This is a genomic window from Caulobacter sp. GW821-FHT10A06 (assembly GCF_059415805.1).
On record NZ_JBWKNY010000002.1, the window covers coordinates 506,799 to 524,834 of the forward strand.

The 18,036-nt window shown below is 68.8% G+C and carries 12 protein-coding genes; 7 read left to right on the plus strand and 5 right to left on the minus strand.

What is annotated here, in order from left to right; all coding sequences use genetic code 11:
- The first annotated feature begins 59 nt into the window (after positions 1 to 59).
- Together AC07NF_RS06200 and AC07NF_RS06205 are read left to right on the plus strand one after the other, a co-directional pair.
- Positions 60 to 743: a heavy metal response regulator transcription factor gene (locus AC07NF_RS06200; protein ID WP_252631712.1), complete on the plus strand. Its 684-nt coding sequence runs from the start codon at positions 60 to 62 to the stop codon at positions 741 to 743.
- On the plus strand, positions 740 to 2,170 hold the full coding sequence (locus AC07NF_RS06205) for a heavy metal sensor histidine kinase (RefSeq protein WP_494628110.1): 1,431 nt from the start codon (positions 740 to 742) through the stop codon (positions 2,168 to 2,170). The genes AC07NF_RS06200 and AC07NF_RS06205 overlap by 4 nt, the downstream gene beginning before the upstream one ends.
- On the opposite strand, the gene AC07NF_RS06210 is transcribed toward AC07NF_RS06205, so the two are convergent.
- The 5 genes from AC07NF_RS06210 to AC07NF_RS06230 form a co-directional block, all read right to left on the minus strand.
- Entirely contained in the window at positions 2,167 to 3,540 is a 1,374-nt protein-coding gene (locus AC07NF_RS06210; protein ID WP_494628108.1) for an efflux transporter outer membrane subunit, read from the minus strand. The two genes, AC07NF_RS06205 and AC07NF_RS06210, sit on opposite strands and share 4 nt — an antisense overlap.
- Positions 3,527 to 4,714, minus strand: a complete 1,188-nt coding sequence (locus AC07NF_RS06215) for an efflux RND transporter periplasmic adaptor subunit (protein WP_494628106.1) — start codon at positions 4,712 to 4,714, stop codon at positions 3,527 to 3,529. Before AC07NF_RS06215 ends, AC07NF_RS06210 begins: the two co-directional genes overlap by 14 nt.
- Positions 4,707 to 7,889, minus strand: coding sequence for an efflux RND transporter permease subunit (locus AC07NF_RS06220; RefSeq protein WP_494628104.1), 3,183 nt, complete (start codon positions 7,887 to 7,889; stop codon positions 4,707 to 4,709). The genes AC07NF_RS06215 and AC07NF_RS06220 overlap by 8 nt, the downstream gene beginning before the upstream one ends.
- Positions 7,890 to 8,010: 121 nt before the next feature.
- The gene (locus AC07NF_RS06225; RefSeq protein ID WP_494628102.1) at positions 8,011 to 8,589 is read right to left on the minus strand and encodes an HD domain-containing protein; all 579 of its coding nucleotides are present in this window, start codon (positions 8,587 to 8,589) and stop codon (positions 8,011 to 8,013) included.
- 15 nt (positions 8,590 to 8,604) lie between these two features.
- Positions 8,605 to 10,728 carry a phosphocholine-specific phospholipase C gene (locus AC07NF_RS06230; protein ID WP_494628100.1) on the minus strand — a complete coding sequence of 708 codons (2,124 nt, stop codon included), beginning with the start codon at positions 10,726 to 10,728 and terminating at the stop codon, positions 8,605 to 8,607.
- 185 nt (positions 10,729 to 10,913) lie between these two features.
- Between AC07NF_RS06230 and AC07NF_RS06235 the strand changes: the two genes are divergently transcribed.
- The 5 genes from AC07NF_RS06235 (at position 10,914) to AC07NF_RS06255 (ending at position 18,007) form a co-directional block, all read left to right on the plus strand.
- Positions 10,914 to 11,633: a UTRA domain-containing protein gene (locus AC07NF_RS06235; protein ID WP_492810349.1), complete on the plus strand. Its 720-nt coding sequence runs from the start codon at positions 10,914 to 10,916 to the stop codon at positions 11,631 to 11,633.
- An 81-nt stretch (positions 11,634 to 11,714) separates the two neighbouring features.
- Complete coding sequence (locus tag AC07NF_RS06240) at positions 11,715 to 13,046, plus strand: DUF5690 family protein (RefSeq protein ID WP_494628098.1); 1,332 nt, start codon at positions 11,715 to 11,717, stop codon at positions 13,044 to 13,046.
- A gap of 2 nt (positions 13,047 to 13,048) precedes the next feature.
- A complete protein-coding gene (locus tag AC07NF_RS06245) occupies positions 13,049 to 14,170 on the plus strand; it encodes a TIGR03364 family FAD-dependent oxidoreductase (RefSeq protein ID WP_494628096.1) in 1,122 nt (373 codons plus the stop codon).
- A gap of 11 nt (positions 14,171 to 14,181) precedes the next feature.
- Entirely contained in the window at positions 14,182 to 14,991 is an 810-nt protein-coding gene (gene phnX / locus AC07NF_RS06250; RefSeq protein WP_494628094.1) for a phosphonoacetaldehyde hydrolase, read from the plus strand.
- Between the two features lie 226 nt (positions 14,992 to 15,217).
- The gene (locus tag AC07NF_RS06255; protein ID WP_494628093.1) at positions 15,218 to 18,007 is read left to right on the plus strand and encodes a TonB-dependent receptor; all 2,790 of its coding nucleotides are present in this window, start codon (positions 15,218 to 15,220) and stop codon (positions 18,005 to 18,007) included.
- Positions 18,008 to 18,036: the final 29 nt, after the last annotated feature.

An 18,036-nucleotide genomic window follows, 5' to 3' on the forward strand; every position in this document is an offset into this window, starting at 1 on the left:
TCTTGCCGGCCTGGAGCGCGCCTGCGTTCCGGGCTGCTGGTCGTGAGACGCCTCGCTCTATGAAGATCCTGATCGTCGAGGACGAACCCAAGACCGTCGCCTACCTGCGCAAGGGGCTGACGGAGCAGGGCTACGCGGTGGATTTCGCCAGCAATGGCGAGGACGGCCTGCATCTGGCCCAGACCCTGGACTACGACGCCGTGGTGCTGGACGGCATGCTGCCAGGCCTGGATGGGGTCGAGGTGCTGGGGCAACTGCGTCAGACGCGTCAGACGCCGGTGATCATGCTGACCGCCCGCGACAGCGTCGAAGATCGCCTGAAGGGTCTGGGCGCGGGCGCCGACGACTATCTGGTCAAGCCGTTCTCGTTCCTGGAGCTCCTGGCCCGGCTGCAGGCCATCACCCGCCGGGGGCGCAGCGAGTCGACGACCATCACGGTCGGCGACCTGCACCTGGACCTGATGGCCCGCCGCGCCACCCGAGCCGGCAAGCGCCTGAACCTGACGGCCAAGGAGTTCGCCCTGCTGGTCGTGCTGGGCCGCCGCCAGTCGCAGATCGTCTCCAAGACCATCATCACCGAGCTCGTCTGGGACATCAATTTCGACACCAACACCAATGTGGTCGAGGTCGCGATCAAGCGCCTGCGGGCCAAGATCGACGGGATGTTCGAGACCAAGCTGCTGCATACCGTGCGCGGCATGGGCTACGTCCTGGAGCATCGCCCCGAGGGGAGTTCGACATGATCGCCGCCCCCAAATCCATCGCCGGCCGCCTGGCCCTGATGTTCGCCATCGCCACCGGCGCGGTGTCGATCCTGGCTGGCGTGACCCTGTTCAGCTTCCAGAGCCTGGAGCTGAAACGCCACCAGGCCGAGGAGCTTAACGCCCGCTCCGAGATCATCATGGCGATGATCCGCAAGCTAGAGGACCCGACCCGCTGGCCGCTGATGACCGACAAGCTGAAGTCGTTCACCCCGGCCGACGGGTCCATCCGCTACCGCATCGAGAGCGCCGATCCGCGCTTCCAGTTCATGCCGGGGACGGCGCTGGAACCGGCCCGCAACGGCTTCGGGGTCATCCACGCCGACGGCAAGCGGTTCATGACCCTGTCGCGCACGGCGCCCGCCTTCGGCCGCCGTCCCGACGTGCGCCTGGTGATCGCCGCCGACACCGCCCCGTTCGACGCTTCGCGCTACGTGCTGGGCGTCGGGGCCCTGGGCATGTCGGTGCTGATCACGGCGCTGGTCAGCTTGCTGGGCTGGTGGATCGCGCGCCGGGGCTTGGCCCCCGTCGACCGCCTGTCGCAGCGCGCCGGGGCGCTGAACCCCGCTGACCTCAGTCTGCGCATGCCGACCCAGGACCTGCCGGCCGAACTGGTCGGGCTGATGAGCGCCTTCAACGGCGCACTGGACCGGTTGCAGGCGGCCTATGAGCGGCTGGCGGCCTTCAACGCCGATGTCGCCCACGAGCTGCGCACGCCGCTGGGCAACCTGATCGGTCAGACCCAGGTCGCCTTGTCGCGCACCCGCGACGCCGACGAGCTGGAGGACACGCTGCACTCCAACCTGGAAGAGCTGGAGCGGCTGCGCACGATCATCAACGACATGCTGTTCATGGCTCGCGCCGATCAGGGGGCTCTCGCGGCCAACCTGGCGCCGTTGTCGCTGGCGGCCCTGACGCACAAGACCGCCGACTTCCTGGACGTCCTGTTCGAGGACGCCGAGGTGAGGCTCGAGGTTCGGGGCGACGCCACCGTCACCGCCGACGCCTCGCTGATGGGCCGGGCGGTCACCAACCTGCTCGACAACGCCATTCGTCACGGCGTTGACTGCAAGACCGTGCGGGTCACGATCGAGCCCCAGGATAAGGCTGTGTGCCTGTCGGTGCGCAACAAGGGCGGCCCGATCCCCGAGCCTCATCTGGCGCGGCTGTTCGACCGCTTCTACCGCATGGACCGCGCCCGCGAGCACAGCGGCGAGGTCCACGGCCTGGGCCTGGCGGTGGTCAAGGCCATCGTCATCATGCACGGCGGCTCGGTCTTCGCGCGCTGCGAGGGCGGCGAGGTGCTGATCGGGTTCTTGCTGCCGCGTGCGGAGCCGACGGCGACGGAAGGCGAGCCCGGAGGTTCGGTTGTCCTTCCGCCGCCTGAGCGAGAAGTCGTCGACGCCTAGCTGGCGCTCCAGCCGCCGCCTAGCGCTCGGATCAGGTCGACGCTGGCCGACAGGCGACGCGTCCGCAGGTCCAACGCATCGCGCCGCGCCTGAAGTTCCGCCGTCTGCGCCGTGACGACGTCCAGATAGCTGGCCGCGCCTTCACGATAGCGGGTGGTGGCCAGCGCCGTCGTGCGGACGGCCGCGTCGACCGCTTCGTCCTGGCGGCCTTGGGCGGCGGCCAGGCGATTGGCCAGCACCATCTGGTCCTCGACCTCGCGGAAAGCGTCGAGCACGGTCTGGCGGTAGCCGGCGGCGGTCTCGTCGAAGACCGCGCGGCTGCGGGCGACCTCGGCCTTGCGCGCGCCGCCGTCAAACAGCGGCAGGGCGGCAGCCAGCGGGCCAAGCGCCCAGACGTGGTTTGCGGCGGTCAGCAGCTCGCCGCCATTGGACTGGTAACCGCCGGCGGCCGCCAGGGTCACGCTCGGGAACCAGGCGGCGCGGGCCACGCCGATGCGGGCGTTGGCGGCGGCCATCCGGCGCTCGGCGGCGGCGACGTCGGGGCGGCGCTGCAGCAGGGTCGAGGGCGCGCCGACCGGGGTCACCGGGGCGTCGCTCAGGCCTGACGTCGAAGCCAGGCTGAAGGTCGAGGCCGGCTCGCCGACCAGAACGGCGATGGCGTGTTCCAGCAGAGCGCGGTTGGCGACAGCCTGCTCGTACTGGGCCTGGGTCGCCGCCAGCTGGGTCTGGGCCCGGCCGGTGTCGAGCCCGCTGGCCGCGCCGCCGGCCTGGCGACGGTTGGTCAGGTCCAGGGCCTGGCGATAAGCCTCGACCGTCGAGCCCAGCACCGCGATCTGGGCGTCGGCTCCACGGAGCGCGAAGTAGCTGTCCGCCAGCTGCGCTTGCAAGCTCAAGCGCACCCCGGCCAGGTCGGCGGCGCTGGCCTGGGCGTCCGCCTTGCCGGCCGCGACCAGGTTGCGCACTCGGCCCCACAGATCGACTTCATAGGCGGCGCTGGCCGCCAGGGTCGTGGTGTCGAAGCGGCCGTTGGCCGGCGTGCGTTGGCGCTCTGTGCTGGCCGAGGCTCCGACGCTGGGGAAGAGCGCGCTGGAGGCCTGACGCGATAGGGCTCGGGCTTGATCATAGCGGGCGAGGGCAGCCGCGAGGTCGGCGCTGCCGGACTCAAGCCGGCGTTCCAGTCCGTCCAGCGTCGGATCCCTGAACACCGCCCACCAGGTTGCGTCGCGGGCTTCCATCGGCGCGGCCGGGGTCCAAGGACCAGTGTCGCGGAAGGCGGCCGGCGCGACGGGCGTTGGCGGAGCGTAGGCCGGAGCCATCGAGCAGCCGGCTAGGCCAAGACCGGCCAGGATCAGAAGGCTAGCCCTTTGCATTGGCGCCGCCCTTGGCTTTCGTCTTCACCGCATTGACCTTGTCGCCAGTGGCGATGGCGTCCGGCGGGCTGGTGACGATCCAGTCGCTGGCGGCCAGGCCCGAGGCCAGTTCCAGCTCGGCGCCGTCGTCGCGGGCGATCTTGACCGGATGGATCGAGACGGTGTTGTCGCCGCCGACCACGGCCACCGCCGTGCCTTCCTTGCGGAACAGCAGGGCGTTGGACGGGATCCGCACCGAGGCCGTTGAGGTCGGGCTGGCCGCCTGCAGGTTCAGGCTGACCTGGGCGTAGCCGCCCGGCTTCAACCGACCGCCGGCGTTGTCGACCTCCAGCTGGATCAGCATCGACCCCGACTGGGCGTCCACCGCGTCCGCGGTGCGCACCAGGCGGGCGTTGAAGGTCTGGCCCGGCAGGTCGGGCGTGGCGAAGGTCGCGCTCATGCCCGGGCGAATCTGGCCGGCCAGGCTCTGAGGCACGCTGACGTAGAGGCGCAGGCGCTTGGTGTCGGAGACCGTGAACAGCGGCGTGGTGCGGCCGCCGCCGGCGCTGATCAGGTCGCCCTGGTCGGTGTCGCGGCTGGTCACCACGCCGTCAAACGGGGCGACGATGCGCTTGAAGGCGGTCAGGCTCTCCAGGCGGCGCACATTGGCGATGGCTTCGTTGCGCATGGCCTCGCGGGCGGCCAGGTCGCCGGCGCGCTCGTCGGCTTCCTGTTGCGAGACGGCGTTGTCGGCGACCAGGCGCTTCCAGCGGGCGGCGCTGGTGGCCGCCAGGTCGCGCTGGGCCTGGGCGGTGGCGAGGGCGGCGCGGGCGGCGACCAACTGCTGGTCGACTTCGGGCGCGTCGATCTCGGCCAGCACCTGGCCCGCCGTCACCGGCTGGCCGATATCGACGTACCAGCGGCGCAGATAGCCGTCGGTGCGGGCGAAGACCGGGGCCTCGTTCCAGGCCTGCAGGCGACCGGGCAGCACCAGTTCGCCGCTCTCGCCGCCGCCGGGCTGGATGATGTTGACCGTGGTGACGGCGCTGGCCTGGCTGGTCTTCTTCAGGTCTTGGCTGGCCATCAGCCGCGAGGTCGCGCCGGCCGCCAGGATCAGGACGAAGCCGGCGGCGCCGATGAGGGCCAGGCGACGCAGGCGCTTGGGGTCGGTCTTCGGAAACGTGGACTCAGACATGGGCGACGCCTTCGGGGGAGGCGGCTTCCGCGTGGGGGCGGCGGCCGTGGACGATGGAGAAGATGGTGGGGACGAACAGCAGGGACGCGCAGGTGGCGAAGATCAAGCCGCCGATCACGGCGCGGCCCAGCGGGGCGTTCTGCTCGGCGCCTTCGCCCAGGGCCAGGGCCATGGGCGCCATGCCGATGATCATGGCCAGGGCCGTCATCAGCACGGGGCGGAAGCGGGTGACCCCGGCCTCGAACGCGGCCTGCACCGCGTCGCCGGTCGCGTCCAGCCGCTCGCGGGCGAAGCTGACCACCAGGATCGAGTTGGCCGTGGCCACGCCCATGCACATGATCGCGCCGGTCAGGGCCGGGACGGATAGCGGCGTCTCGGTAGCGAACAGCATCCAGGCGATGCCGGCCAGGGCGGCGGGCAGGGCCGAGATGATCACGAACGGGTCCAGCCAGGACTGGAAGTTGATGACGATCAGCAGATAGATCATCACGACCGCGCCCAACAGGCCCCAGCCCATGCCGGAGAAGGCGGTGTTCATGGTCTGGTACTGGCCGCGCAAGGTCACCTTGATCTTGGCCGGTTTGTCCTTCTCCAGCTTTTTCAGGACCTTCTGGATGTCGGCGGCCACGCCGCCCAGGTCGCGGCCTTGGGTGGCGGCATAGACATTGACCATCGGCTGGATGTTGTACTGCGAGATCACGGCGGCGGTGGAGCCGCGGCTCAGCGTGCCCAGGCCGCCCAGCACCTGCGGCGCCTGGTTCGGGGCGCGGGCGCCGGTGACCGGGATCGACGACAGCTTGTCGAAGCTGTCCAGCATGTACTCGGGCGTCTGGGCCACGACGGGGTAGGAGACCCCGTTCTGCGGGTTCAGCCAGAACACCGGCGCGGTCTGTTGGCTGCCGGCCACGGCGCCGGCCAGGCTGGCGGTGACGTCGCGCTCGTCCAGGCCCAGGGCGTGGATCCGCGTGCGGTCGGCGTCGAAGCGCAGTTCGGGCGAGGCCGCTGGCTGCTGGATGCGGACGTCGGCGATGCCCTTCACCCCGCGAATGGCCCGCAGGATCTTCTGGGCGTAGGCCTGATTGCCGGCCGCGTCGCCGCCCGACACCTGGATGTCGATCGGGGCCGGGCTGCCGAAGTTGAGGATCTGGCTGGTCACGTCGGCGGGCAGGAACGAGAAGGTCGCGCTCGGGAAGGCCTTGGGCAGCTCCTCGCGCAGCGTCTTGACGTAGTCCTCGGTCGGGTGATGGCCCTTCTTCAGGCTGATCAGGATGTCGCCGTCCTGCGGGCCGATGGTGCCCGAGGCATTGTAGGCGGTGTTGATGCCGCTGGTGCTGAGGCCAATGTTGTCGACCATGGTCTCGACCTCGCCCGCCGGGATCACCGTGCGGATGTGGCGCTGGATGCGGTCGAAAAGGGCCGCCGACTCCTCGATGCGCGTGCCGACCGGCGCGCGGACGTGCAGGGCGATCGAGCCGGAGTCCACGGCCGGGAAGAAGTTCTGACCCAGGAACGGAATCAGCAGCAGGCTCAGCAAGGCAAAGCCGAGGAACCCGGCGACGAACACGCCGCGCGCGTCCAGGGCAAAGCCCAGCAGACCGGCATAGGCGTCGCGCACCTTGGAAAAGGCCCGCTCGAAGCCGCGCTGGAAGCGGACCAGGCGGTTGCTCGACGGAGCTTCCTGGTCATGCGGGACGTGGGGCTTGAGCAGATAGGCCGCCATGGTCGGGACGAGGGTCCGCGACAGCAGGAACGAGGCGATCATCGCGAAGACCACCGACAGCGCCATCGGCACGAACAGGAAGCCCGACACGCCCGGCAGGAAGAACATCGGCACGAAGACGATGCAGATGCAGAGCAGCGAGACGAAAGCCGGGGTCACGATCTGCGCCGCGCCGTCCAGGATCGCCGTCTTGACGTCCTTGCCGTGCTCCAGATGCCAGTTGATGTTCTCGATGGTGACGGTGGCGTCGTCGACCAGGATGCCGACGGCCAGGGCCAGGCCGCCCAGGGTCATGACGTTCAGAGTCTGGCCGAACGCCGCCAGGGCCGCGATGGCCGCCAGCACCGCCAGCGGGATCGAGACGGCGATGATCACCGTCGAGCGCCAGCTTCCCAGGAACAGCAGGATCATCAGCGAGGTCAGCACGGCGGCCAGGGCGCCTTCGTGGACCACGCCATTGACGGCGGCCTTCACGAAGGTCGACTGGTCGTTCAGCGGCGTGACGGTCAGCTCGGCGGGCAGTTGAGCCTTCAGTTCGGGCAGGGCGCTCTTGATGCCGTCGACGATGGCGATGGTCGAGGTCGAGCCGGACTTCAGAACGGTCATCAGCACTGAACGCTGGCCATCAACGTGGACGACGTTCTGTTGCGGGGCCGAGCCGTCGCGCACGTGGGCGACGTCGCCGATGCGGATGGTGGCGCCGTTGACCGTCTTGATCGGCAGGGCGTTCAGCTCGTCGACCGTGCCGGGGGCGTTGTTCAGGCGCAGGCTGTACTGGAACTCGCCGATCTTGACGAAGCCGGCCGGGGTGATCTGGGTCTGGGCCGCGATGGCCGCGCCGACGTCGGATGCCGACAGGCCCTTGGACAGCAGGGCCTGCGGGTCGATGTCGACCTGGATCTGGCGCGTCTTGCCGCCGAACGGGAACGGCACCGCCGCGCCGGGCACGGTGACAAGACGTGTACGGATGAAGTTGACGCCGTAGTCGAACAGTTGCTGCTCGGACAGGCCCTGACCGGCCAGGGCCAGCTGCACGATCGGCACGGTCGAGGCGTTGTAGTTGAGGACGAGCGGCGGCGTGATCCCCGGCGGCATCTGGCGCAGCACGGTCTGCGAGATGGCGGTGATCTGGGCGTTGGCCAGGCGGACGTCGGCGCCCGGCTGGAAGTAGATCTTCACCACCCCGATGCCCTGCAGTGAGGTCGCCTCGATGTGGTCGATGTCGTTGACCGTGGTGGTCAGGGTCCGTTGGTAGGGTGTTAGGATCCGTCCCGACATGTCGGCCGGCGACAGGCCGTTATAAGTCCAGGCCACCGCGACGACAGGCACGCGGATATTGGGGAAGATGTCGGTCGGCGTCCGCAGGATCGCCAGCACGCCGACGATCAGGATCATCGCGGCCATCACGACGAAGGTGTAGGGACGCGCCAAAGCCGTCCGCACAAGCGAGATCATACTGAATTCCGTCGTTGCGGCGGGGGAGGTTGGCCATGGTCTAGCAAGGCCAAGGGGTCCGCAGCCTGACGGCTACCTGACAAGACGGTCAGGTAGGGCTGAGATTGGAGTTCAGGCCGCCCTAGAAGGTTCTGCCCGCCCGCTGGATCAGGCCGAGGAGAAGGTCGTTGTAGGTCTCGAAACCGGCGACCTCGGCCTCTGGCGCCTTGCCGGCTTCGTCATACTCACGCAGGCGCAGGGCGGCCTGCGCCGCGGGATCAGCCAGGAAGGTTTCGATCTCGCCGGGGCTCATCGGGCCGCCTTGCAGGGCCAGGCTTTGCAGCGAGGCCGGGCTGAGGCGCTCGTGATAGACGGGGTCGACCGCCACGCGGTAGCGCTTGGCCGCCACGTGCAGGCGGACCGGCTCGGTGACTTCGGGGCCGAAGGCGCGCGCCAAGTAGCCGGCGCTGATCTGTTCGTGGCGCGTGTCGATGCCCAGGTCGGCGGCGTGTTCGCCGATCTTCTGCATCATGTGGCCGACGTCGTGCAGCAAGGCGGCGGCGATCAGTTCGGGCGGCGCGCCGTCCTGCTTGGCGTGGTGCGCGGTCTGGATCGCGTGCTCCATCTGGGTGACGTCCTCGCCGTAGCGCAGGCCGCCCAGGCGGGTGAAGAGGTCGGTCAGTTCGGCCACGAAAGCATCGGCCGCAGGGCGAGAAGTCATCGAGTATCCGTGGGCTTAGAGACGCATGCGGCCGATGCCGGGATCGGTGCGGCTGGCGCGGCCGGTTTCCAGGTGGCCGGCCAGCCGCTGGGTGAACGAGGGATCGTCGGCCAGGGTCAGGGTCAGGTCGTACCAGTGGTCGCTGCCGCGCAGGTCCCAGACCGAGCGCGCCAGGCGCTTGGGCGTCAGCATGACGGTCTGGCGGGCCTCCCCCTCGGCCAGCGGATAGTCTTCGGCCATGCGCAGCGTCGCCAAGCCTGCGCCCGATAGGCTGACGACCAGGCGCGAGCGGACGTCGGCGGCGACCGTCACGATGGGCTGGGCCTTGGACGTATCGCCCGCGAAGCGACGGTAGAAGCCGTTGGGGCCATGGACGGTCAGGTCATAGGGGCCCGGCGCGCGGCCGGGCTTGTTCCAGTGCCCGGCGGCATACTTCTGGCCAGCCGCCAGGGTGAAGCGCCAGGGCGCGTCGCGGTCGGTGTTGTCGAACACCTGGAACACCGCGCCGGCGCGACCGGCATTGACCAGGTCGATCCACAGCGCGCCTTCCCTGATCCGGGCGTCGGCCGACAGGGCGTAGGGCAGGGGACGTGCGCCCCGCTGTGGACCGTCCTGGGCCGAGGGGCCCTGGCTCGCCGGGATCTTCAGGGACGGCGCAGCCTTGGAGCGGGCCACGCGCTGCATGTAGTCGGCGGTCGCCGGCAGGGTCAGGGCGGTCCAGTCCTGGTTCGGCGTGGCGAAGTCGAAGGCCGAGGTCAGGTCGCCGCAGACCGCGCGGCGCCAGTCGCTGATGTTCTCTTCCCGGACGCCGAAGCGCTTCTCCAGGAACTTCAGCGTCGAGGTGTGGTCGAACACCTCCGAGCAGACGAAGCCGCCCCGGCTCCAGGGCGAGACCACGATGGCCGGTACGCGGATGCCCAGGCCGAGGGCGTGCGTGCCCTTGTTGGCGCCCTCGGCGTCAGGGCCGTAGGTCTTGGTCTCGCCGGCCACCGACACCGAGCTCCAGCCCTGTTCGGCGGTCAGCGGCGGCATCGGCGGCTGCATGTGGTCGTAGAAGCCGCCAGCCTCGTCGTAGTTGATGATGAAGACGGTCTTGGCGAACACCTCGGGGTGGTCGACCAGGGCCTTGATCAGCTCTGCGCAGACGTGCTCGCCCTTCGACGGCTCGGCCGAGGGGTGTTCGGACAGGTCGGCGGCGGTGACGATCCACGACACCTGCGGCAGGCGGTCGGCGGCGACGTCGGCGCGGAAGGCTTCGACCAACTGCACGCCGTCTGAGCGCTTGCGATCGGGGTCGGCCTTGCCTTCGCCCACCCATGATCGGCCACGCGTATAGAGCTCGGAGTCCTTGGCGCACGGGCGGAAATTCTTGAACACCGACAGGATGTTGTCGCCGAAATTGTCGTACTCCTGGTAGACCTTCCAGCTGATCCCGGCCGCCTGCAGGCGCTCGGCATAGGTCGTCCAGTCGTGCGGCCCGTTGGCCATGACCTTGTCTTCGGCCATGTCGGCGCTGGGGGTCTCGTCCTCGCCGTAGTTGCTCATCTCCGGATCGCCGCCGACCTTGCCCCCGCCGTTGCAGCCGGTCCACAGGTGCAGGCGGTTAGGATAGGTCTGGGTCAGGGTCGAGCAGTGATAGGCGTCGCAGACCGTGAAGGCGCTGGCCAGGGCGTGGTAGAACGGCAGGTCCGAGGCCTTGTAGTAGACCATCCGCTTGTGCAGCTCGCCGGTGTGGCCCCATTGGTCGTAGCGGCCGCCGTTGACGATGGTGATCGCCGCCTGGTGGCCCTGGTCGGCGCCATCGACGGTGTAGGCGTTGGTGACGGAGGCGTCGCCGTGGAACGGGGCGACGAAGCCGTCAGGGTGTTCCTTGGAAGGCTGACGCCAGACCGAGCCGCCGCCGGGCAGGCGCTGCGGGCGCGGGTCGCCCAGGCCGCGCACGCCGTTCAGCGCGCCGAAATAGTGATCGAACGACCGGTTCTCCTGCATGAAGATCACGACGTGCTCGACGTCCATAATCGTGCCGGTGCGGTGGCGCGCCGGGATCGCCATGGCCTTGGCCACGGTGGCCGGCAGCAGGCCTAAGGTCGCGCTGGCCGTCGCGGCGGCGCGCAGGAAAGAGCGGCGGTCGGTCGGCATCGGCCTAACTCCGAGTGATATTATTTTGGTATAGACCAGTGTGAAGCGGGTGTCGGCGAAACTTTCGTGACACCGCCAATGAGGCCGAACGGGGCCTTCGCGCCCGCGACCTCGTTCCTTGACCCTGGGGGAAGGCCCTCCCATCCTCGCGCGAAGCGGGATTCGACCGCTGGCCAGGTCGCCCAATGCAGCAGCCCGACAGTCTTCAGTATCTCGGCGTGCGCGACGACATCGCCGCGCGCATCGCCGGCGGCGCGTTCAAGCCGGGGGAGCGACTGCCGTCCGAACGTCAGCTGCAGGCCGGCGGCGGGGTGGCCCGGGGCACCGTTCGCGAGGCCCTGTTCCAGCTCGAGGCCGAGGGGGTCATCTACCGCAAGGATCGCAGCGGCTGGTACGTCTCGCCGCCGCCGGTGGTCTATGATCCGACCCGCTGGGAAGGTTTCATGTCCTATGTCGAGGCGCAGGGGCGTCGCCCCGAGACCGAGACGCTGAGCAAGACCGAGATCGTCGCCGACGACATGCTGGCCCAGATCTTCTCGCGGCCGGTTGGCGCGCCGATGTACTGGATCCGCCGCCGCCGCCTGATCGATGGCCGGGCCGTGCTGATCGAGAGCATCATCGTCGACGCCGCCCGCGCGCCGGGCCTGATCGACCACGATCTGAACGGCTCGCTGACCAGCGTGCTGAAGTCGGTCTACGGCATCGGCGTCGCGCGCAACAAGGTCGACATGCGGCCCTGCGCCCTGACCCGCGACGAGGCCGAGGCCCTGCGGGTCAAGTCGGGCCTGCCGGGGCTCAGCCTGGTGCGGACCTGCTACGACGCCCAAGGCGAGGTGGTCGAGTTCGACCGTGAATACTGGCGCCATGACGCCCTGACGGTCAGCGTCGACATCCGCGTCCGCTAGAGTCCGGCGGGGCTGTTCGCACCGTCACCAAGGTGTCGCGCAGTTGGTATAGACCAGAATGCTCCATCAAGGGGCATTCCCATGACGACTGGTTCTCGGCGCTGGCTGGAGCGGGCCCACCCGCTGGCTTTCACCCTGTTCGCGGGGCTGGCCGGCTTCTGCGCCTATTTCTCGATGTACGCCTTCCGCAAGCCGTTCGCGGCCGCGACCTTCGGCGCGGTCGAGGGCTGGAGCTTCGCGGTCGACTACAAGATCGCCCTGGTGCTGGCCCAGGTCGCCGGCTACGCGCTGTCCAAGATGATCGGGGTCAAGGTGATCTCCGAGATCGCGCCCCGCCATCGCGGCGCGGCCATACTGGGCCTGATCGGGATCTCATGGGTCGCGCTGCTGGCCTTCGCGGTCGTCCCGGCGCCGTGGAACGTGGCGGCGCTGTTCCTGAACGGCCTGCCGCTGGGCATGATCTGGGGCCTGGTGTTCGGCTTCATGGAGGGGCGCCGCACCTCGGAGGTGCTGGGCGCCATCCTCTGCGCCAGCTTCATCCTGTCGTCGGGCGTGGTGAAGTCGGTCGGCAAGTGGCTGATGGTCGACCTGCACGTCTCGCCGTTCTGGATGCCGGCCGCGACCGGCGCGATCTTCATGCCGCTGCTGGCGATCTCGGTCTGGGCCCTGGTGCAGATGCCGCCGCCCAGCGCCGCCGACGAGGCCGCCCGCGTGCGCCGCCAGCCGATGGACCTGGCCCAGCGCCGCGCCTTCCTGGCCATCTACGCGCCGGGCATCGCGCTGCTGGTCGTGGCCTACATCCTGCTGACGGCCCTGCGTGACTTCCGCGACAACTTCGCCGCCGAGATCTGGACGGCCATGGGCTTTGGCGAGGCGTCGGGCGTGTTCACCGCCAGCGAGCTGCCGGTGGCGGTGGTCTCTCTGGCCGTGATGGGCGCGGTGATGCTGGTGCGCGACAACCTGCGGGCCTTGCTGGTCATGCACGGCGTGATCCTGGCCGGCTTCCTGGTGCTGGGCGGTTCGACCCTGGCCTTCCAGGCCCACCTGCTGACGCCGCTGACCTGGATGATCCTGACGGGCGCGGGCCTCTACATGGCCTACACGCCGTTCAACGCCATGCTGTTTGACCGGATGATCGCCTTCAGCGGCCGGGTCGGGACAGCGGGCTTCTTGATCTATGTCGCCGACGCCTCGGGTTATCTGGGCAGCGTGGCCCTGCTGGTCTGGCGCAACTTCGCCATGGTCGACCTCGACTGGCTGGGCTTCTTCGTCAACAGCATCTACGCGACCAGCGCCGTCGGCGCGGTCTGCACGGTGCTGGCTGGCGTCTACTTCCTGCGTCAACGACCCAAGGCGGCGAGCCGATCGGGCGCGGCGCCGTTCCCGGCCGCCGCTCAAGCGGTCGAGCCCTGACCTTGGAGCGGTCCTTCGATCTCGCCGTGGTCGGGGCCGGCATTGTGGGCCTGGCCCACGCCCTGGCCGCCGCCCGCCTGGGCAAGCGCGTGGTCGTCATCGATCGCGACGCCCAGGCCAACGGCGCCTCGGTGCGCAATTTCGGCTTCGTGACGGTCACGGGCCAGGAACGCGGCGAGGTCTGGCGGCGAGCGCGGCGATCGGCGCAGGTCTGGGACGAGATCGTGGGTCCCGCCGGGATCGAGGTGCTGCAGCGCGGCCTGACCATGGTCGCCCGCCGGCCCGAAGCCCGCGACGTGCTGCAGGCCTTCCTCGAGACCGAGATGGCCGAAGGCTGCGCCTGGCGCGACGCGACGGATCTGGCCGACCGACTGCCGGGGCAGGGCGAGGTGCTGGGCGCGCTGACCAGTTCGGTCGATCTGCGGGTGGAGTCCCGCACCGCCATCCCGCGCCTGGCCGCCTGGCTGGCCGCCGCCCACGGCGTGACCTTCCTGCGCGGCGTGGCCGTGCACAGCGTCGAGACCGGGCGGCTGGAGACCTCGGCTGGAGTGGTGCGGGCCGAGACCATCGTGGCCTGCCCCGGCGACGACCTGGTCACCCTGTTTCCCGACAGCTTCGCCCGGGCCGAGGTGACGCGCTGCAAGCTGCAGATGCTGCGCCTGGCCGCGCCGGGCTGGCGGTTGCCCGGGCCGGTAATGTCCGACCTGGGCCTGGTTCGTTACCTCGGCTACGCCGCCCTGCCGGAGGCAGGCGCCTTGCGAGCGCGTCTGGAAGCCGAGCAGGGCGCCCACCTGGAGCACGGCGTCCACCTGATCGTGGCTCAGAGCGCCGACGGCTCGCTGGTGGTCGGCGACAGCCACGACTACGCCGCCACGCCCGACCCGTTCTCCCGCGAGGACGTCGACGCCCTGATCCTGGACGAGTTCGCCCAGGTATTCGGCCAGGCCGCGCCGCCGGTGCTGGAGCGCTGGACCGGCACCTATGCTTCGGCCCACGGTCACAGCCTGGTCGAGGCGCCGCTGCCGCGCGTGCGCCTGGTCGTGGTGACCGGCGGCACGGGGGCCTCCACCGCCTTCGGCCTGGCCGAGGAGGTGATCGCCGGCCTCTACGATCTTCCCCGTTAAGGAGCCGCCGCATGAGCAAGAGCCCTATCCAGGCCGTGGTCTTCGACTGGGCCGGCACCATGATCGATTTCGGCTGCCGCGCGCCAGTCAAGGCGCTGCGCGAGGTCTTCGCCGAGGCCGGCATCGAGATCACCGAGGCTGAGGCTCGCGCCGACATGGGCAAGGCCAAGCGCGACCACGTGCGGGCCCTGCTGGCCAAGCCGCGCATCGCGGGTCTGTGGGAAGCGCGCCATGGCGTCGTTGCGACCGAAGCCGATGTCGACCGCCTGCACGACGCTGTCGAGCCCAAGATGCGCGCCGCCGCCCGCGACTGCGCCCAACTGATCCCCGGCGCGGCCAAGCTGGTCGCCGACCTGCGGGCGCGCGGCGTGAAGATCGGCTCCTCCACCGGCTACACGCGGCCGATGATGGTCGACATCCTGCCGCTGGCGGAAAGCCAAGGTTACGCGCCCGACGTGGTGGTCTGCGCCGGCGAGACGGCGGCGGGACGACCTTCGCCGCTGATGATGTGGAAGGCCCTGGTCGAGCTGGGCGCCTGGCCGGCGCGGGCCTGCGTCAAGGTCGACGACGCCGTGGTCGGCATCGGCGAGGGGCTGGAGGCCGGCGCCTGGACGGTGGGGCTGTCGGCGTCGGGCAACGGCGTGGGCCTGGAGCAGGCGGCTTTGGCCATCCTGCCCGCCGCCGAACGCGCCGCCAGGATCGAGGCGGCCGCCCAGGCGCTGCGCGGGGCTGGCGCTCATTATGTCGTCGACAGCGTCGCCGAGCTGGGTCCGGTGCTGGCCCAGATCGAGGCGCGGATCCAGCAGGGCGAGCGACCCTGACTTAAGTCAGTTTGGTATAGTCCAAAGCGTATCAGATTTTAGCCAACACGCCACTCGGCCCGCTATGTGTGCGCCGGGGTCGCGCAACCGTGCCTGCAAGGATTATTGCGAGGAGCCGTTGTGTGGCGAAATTCATTTCGTCGCGGGCGCCAACTGTCACGCTGGTGTCGCTGCAAGCTGCTCTAAGCCTTCTGGTCCATACCAGTTGGAGAGCAGGGGATCTCTCATGCCAAAGCAATATTCCGTTCTGGCCACGCGCCCGAACTTCAAGAGGCTTTTGCTGGCCACCGTCGCGGCGCTGGTCGCCGGCGCCAGCCCGCGGCTTGCGCTCGCACAGCAGGCCACCGCCAGTGACGCCGTCGATGAGGTGGTCGTCACCGGCTACCGCAAGTCGCTGGCCGACGCGCGCACCATCAAGCGTGACTCGGTGATCCAGAAGGACGCGATCGTCGCCGAAGACATGGCGAAGTTCCCGGAACTGAACCTCGCCGAGTCGCTGCAGCGCCTGCCGGGCGTGCAGATCAACCGCGAAGCCGGCGAAGGCCGTCGCATCTCGCTGCGAGGCCTGGGTCCCGACTTCGCCCGCGTCCAGCTGAACGGCATGGAAGTGCTGGGCAATGTCGACTCGGCGCAGGACAGCCGTGGCCAGCGTTCGCGCGACCGCGCCTTCGACTTCAACATCTTCGCGTCTGAACTGTTCTCGAAGGTCGAGGTCGAAAAGACCTACCAGGCGGCCCAGAACGAAGGCGGCATGGCCGGCACGGTCGGCCTGTTCACCGGCAAGCCGTTCGACTACGCGCCGGGCGCCAAGGGCGCGATCTCGATCAAGGCCGGCACGAACCAGTACACCAAGGACACCCAGCCGCGCGTCGCCGGCCTGTTCAGCTACAACTGGGACAACAAGTTCGGCGCGCTGGTCTCGGTCGCCTACGCCAAGCGCCGGACCACCGAGCAGGGCCACAACACCTATAACTATGACCAGCCCGATGCCGCCAAGCTGGCCTCGATGGTCGCCGCCGGCCTCGACATCTCGAAGCTGACGGCCGCGCAGAAGACCAAGTTCCTGTCCGGCGACCTGATCTTCGCTGACGGCAACCGTCTGTCCTCGTGGGACGCCAAGATGGAGCGTCTGGGCATCACCACCGCGCTGCAGTGGAAGCCGACGGACAACCTGCTGTTCACGCTGGACGCTCTGCACGGCCGGTTCACCACCCACCGCGACGAACTGCACCTGGCCACCCGCCCGCTGAACTCCGACGGCTCGATCGCGTTCGACGCCCCGGCCGGCGGCGTCTGGCCGGCCGCGTTCCAGAAGGGCTCGGTGATCAACAACCTGGCCTGGGACGCCAACAACTACGTCACCATGACCGACGTCACCGGCACGACGTTCGGCAGCGAGCACCGTCGCTCGCTGAACAAGAACCGCTTCAACCAGATCGCCCTGACCGGCGAGTGGAACGCGTCCGAGCGCCTGACGATCGACGGCCACGCCGGCTACGAGAAGTCGACCTACAAGACGCCGTACGACGACAAGCTGTACATGCGCGCCAAGGGCAACCTGATCGCCAACTACGGCGCCGACGGCCAGTCGGCGGACTTCCAGTATCCGGGCTGGAACCCCACCGACGCGTCCACCTACGCGATGGACTCGTTCTACTACCGCGGCTTCAACAACGAGTCGGAGCTGAAGGAAGGCGTGCTGAACGCCCGCTATGAGCTCAATGACGTCCTGACGCTGCGCGCCGGCGTGGCCTATCACCGCTTCGTGCAGGGCGGCCGCGACGTGTTCTATGACGACAACGTCAACGGCACCCGGTCGAAGATGCGCGGCACGGCGGTCGGCGACGTCACCTCGGTGTTCAAGAACAGCTTCGGTTCGTGGCTGATCGGCGACTACGACAAGGCCTTCGCCAAGTACAAGGAATACCACCGCTTCGAGCAGAACAAGGACGGCACGGGCGGCGCGCTGCAGGACATCGAGAACGTCTACACGACCACGGAAAAGACCGTGTCGGAGTACGTCCAGGTGGACTGGGACAGCGAGATCGGCGGCATGCGCTTCCGCGGCAATGCCGGCCTGCGGGGCTATCAGACCGACACCCACAGCACCGGCTGGATCCAGGGCGACAGCTACGCCTATCTGGGCACGACCGACGTCAGCGGCAGCTATGACGGCGTGCTGCCGGCCATGAACGCGGTGCTGGAACTGACGCCCGAAGTGCTGGTGCGCTTCGCCGCTTCGAAGAACCTGAACCGTCCGGGCCTGGGCTCGATGGCGGCAGAGGGCAGCGCGTTCAAGGACGACAGCTCGGGCGAGATCACCGCCTCGCGCGGCAACCCGAACCTGAAGCCCTACAAGGACACCACGCTGGACGTGTCGGTCGAGTACTACTTCGGCAAGGTCGGCCTGCTGTCGGCCAGCGTGTTCCACAAGAGCATCGACAACTTTATCGGCTCGCTGACCCTGGAGAACGTGCCGTTCAGCCAGACGGGCGTGCCGTTCACGACCATTCCGGGCGCGACGGCCAACACCATCGTCTCGGAATTCTCGATGCCCATCAACGTGGCGGGCAAGAAGAAGCTGACCGGCGTCGAACTGGCCGCGCAGACCGAGTTCTCGTTCCTGCCGGCGCCGTTCGACAAGCTGGGCGCGGTGGCCAACTACACCTATGTCGACGCCGACGACGCCCTGACCGGCATTTCGAAGACGAGCTACAACTTCACGCTCTACTACGAGACCGACAACTGGGGCCTGCGTGGTTCGATGAGCCACCGCGACCGCTGGTACTCGGGTCGCAGCGAAGACCCGATGAGCGCCAGCACGCGGGGCTTTGAAGGGTCCACCTATGTGGACGCCGCGGCCTTCTACAACATCACCGACAAGCTCCAGCTGTCGCTGGATGCGATCAACCTGACCAATCAGAAGGACACGCAGTTCTGGGGGCAGAACCGCTACCTCTACAACCAGACCCAAAGTGGCCGGACCTACATGATGGGTCTCAGCTACAAGTTCTGACATGAGCGCACGCTAGGCTGGGCGCCCGC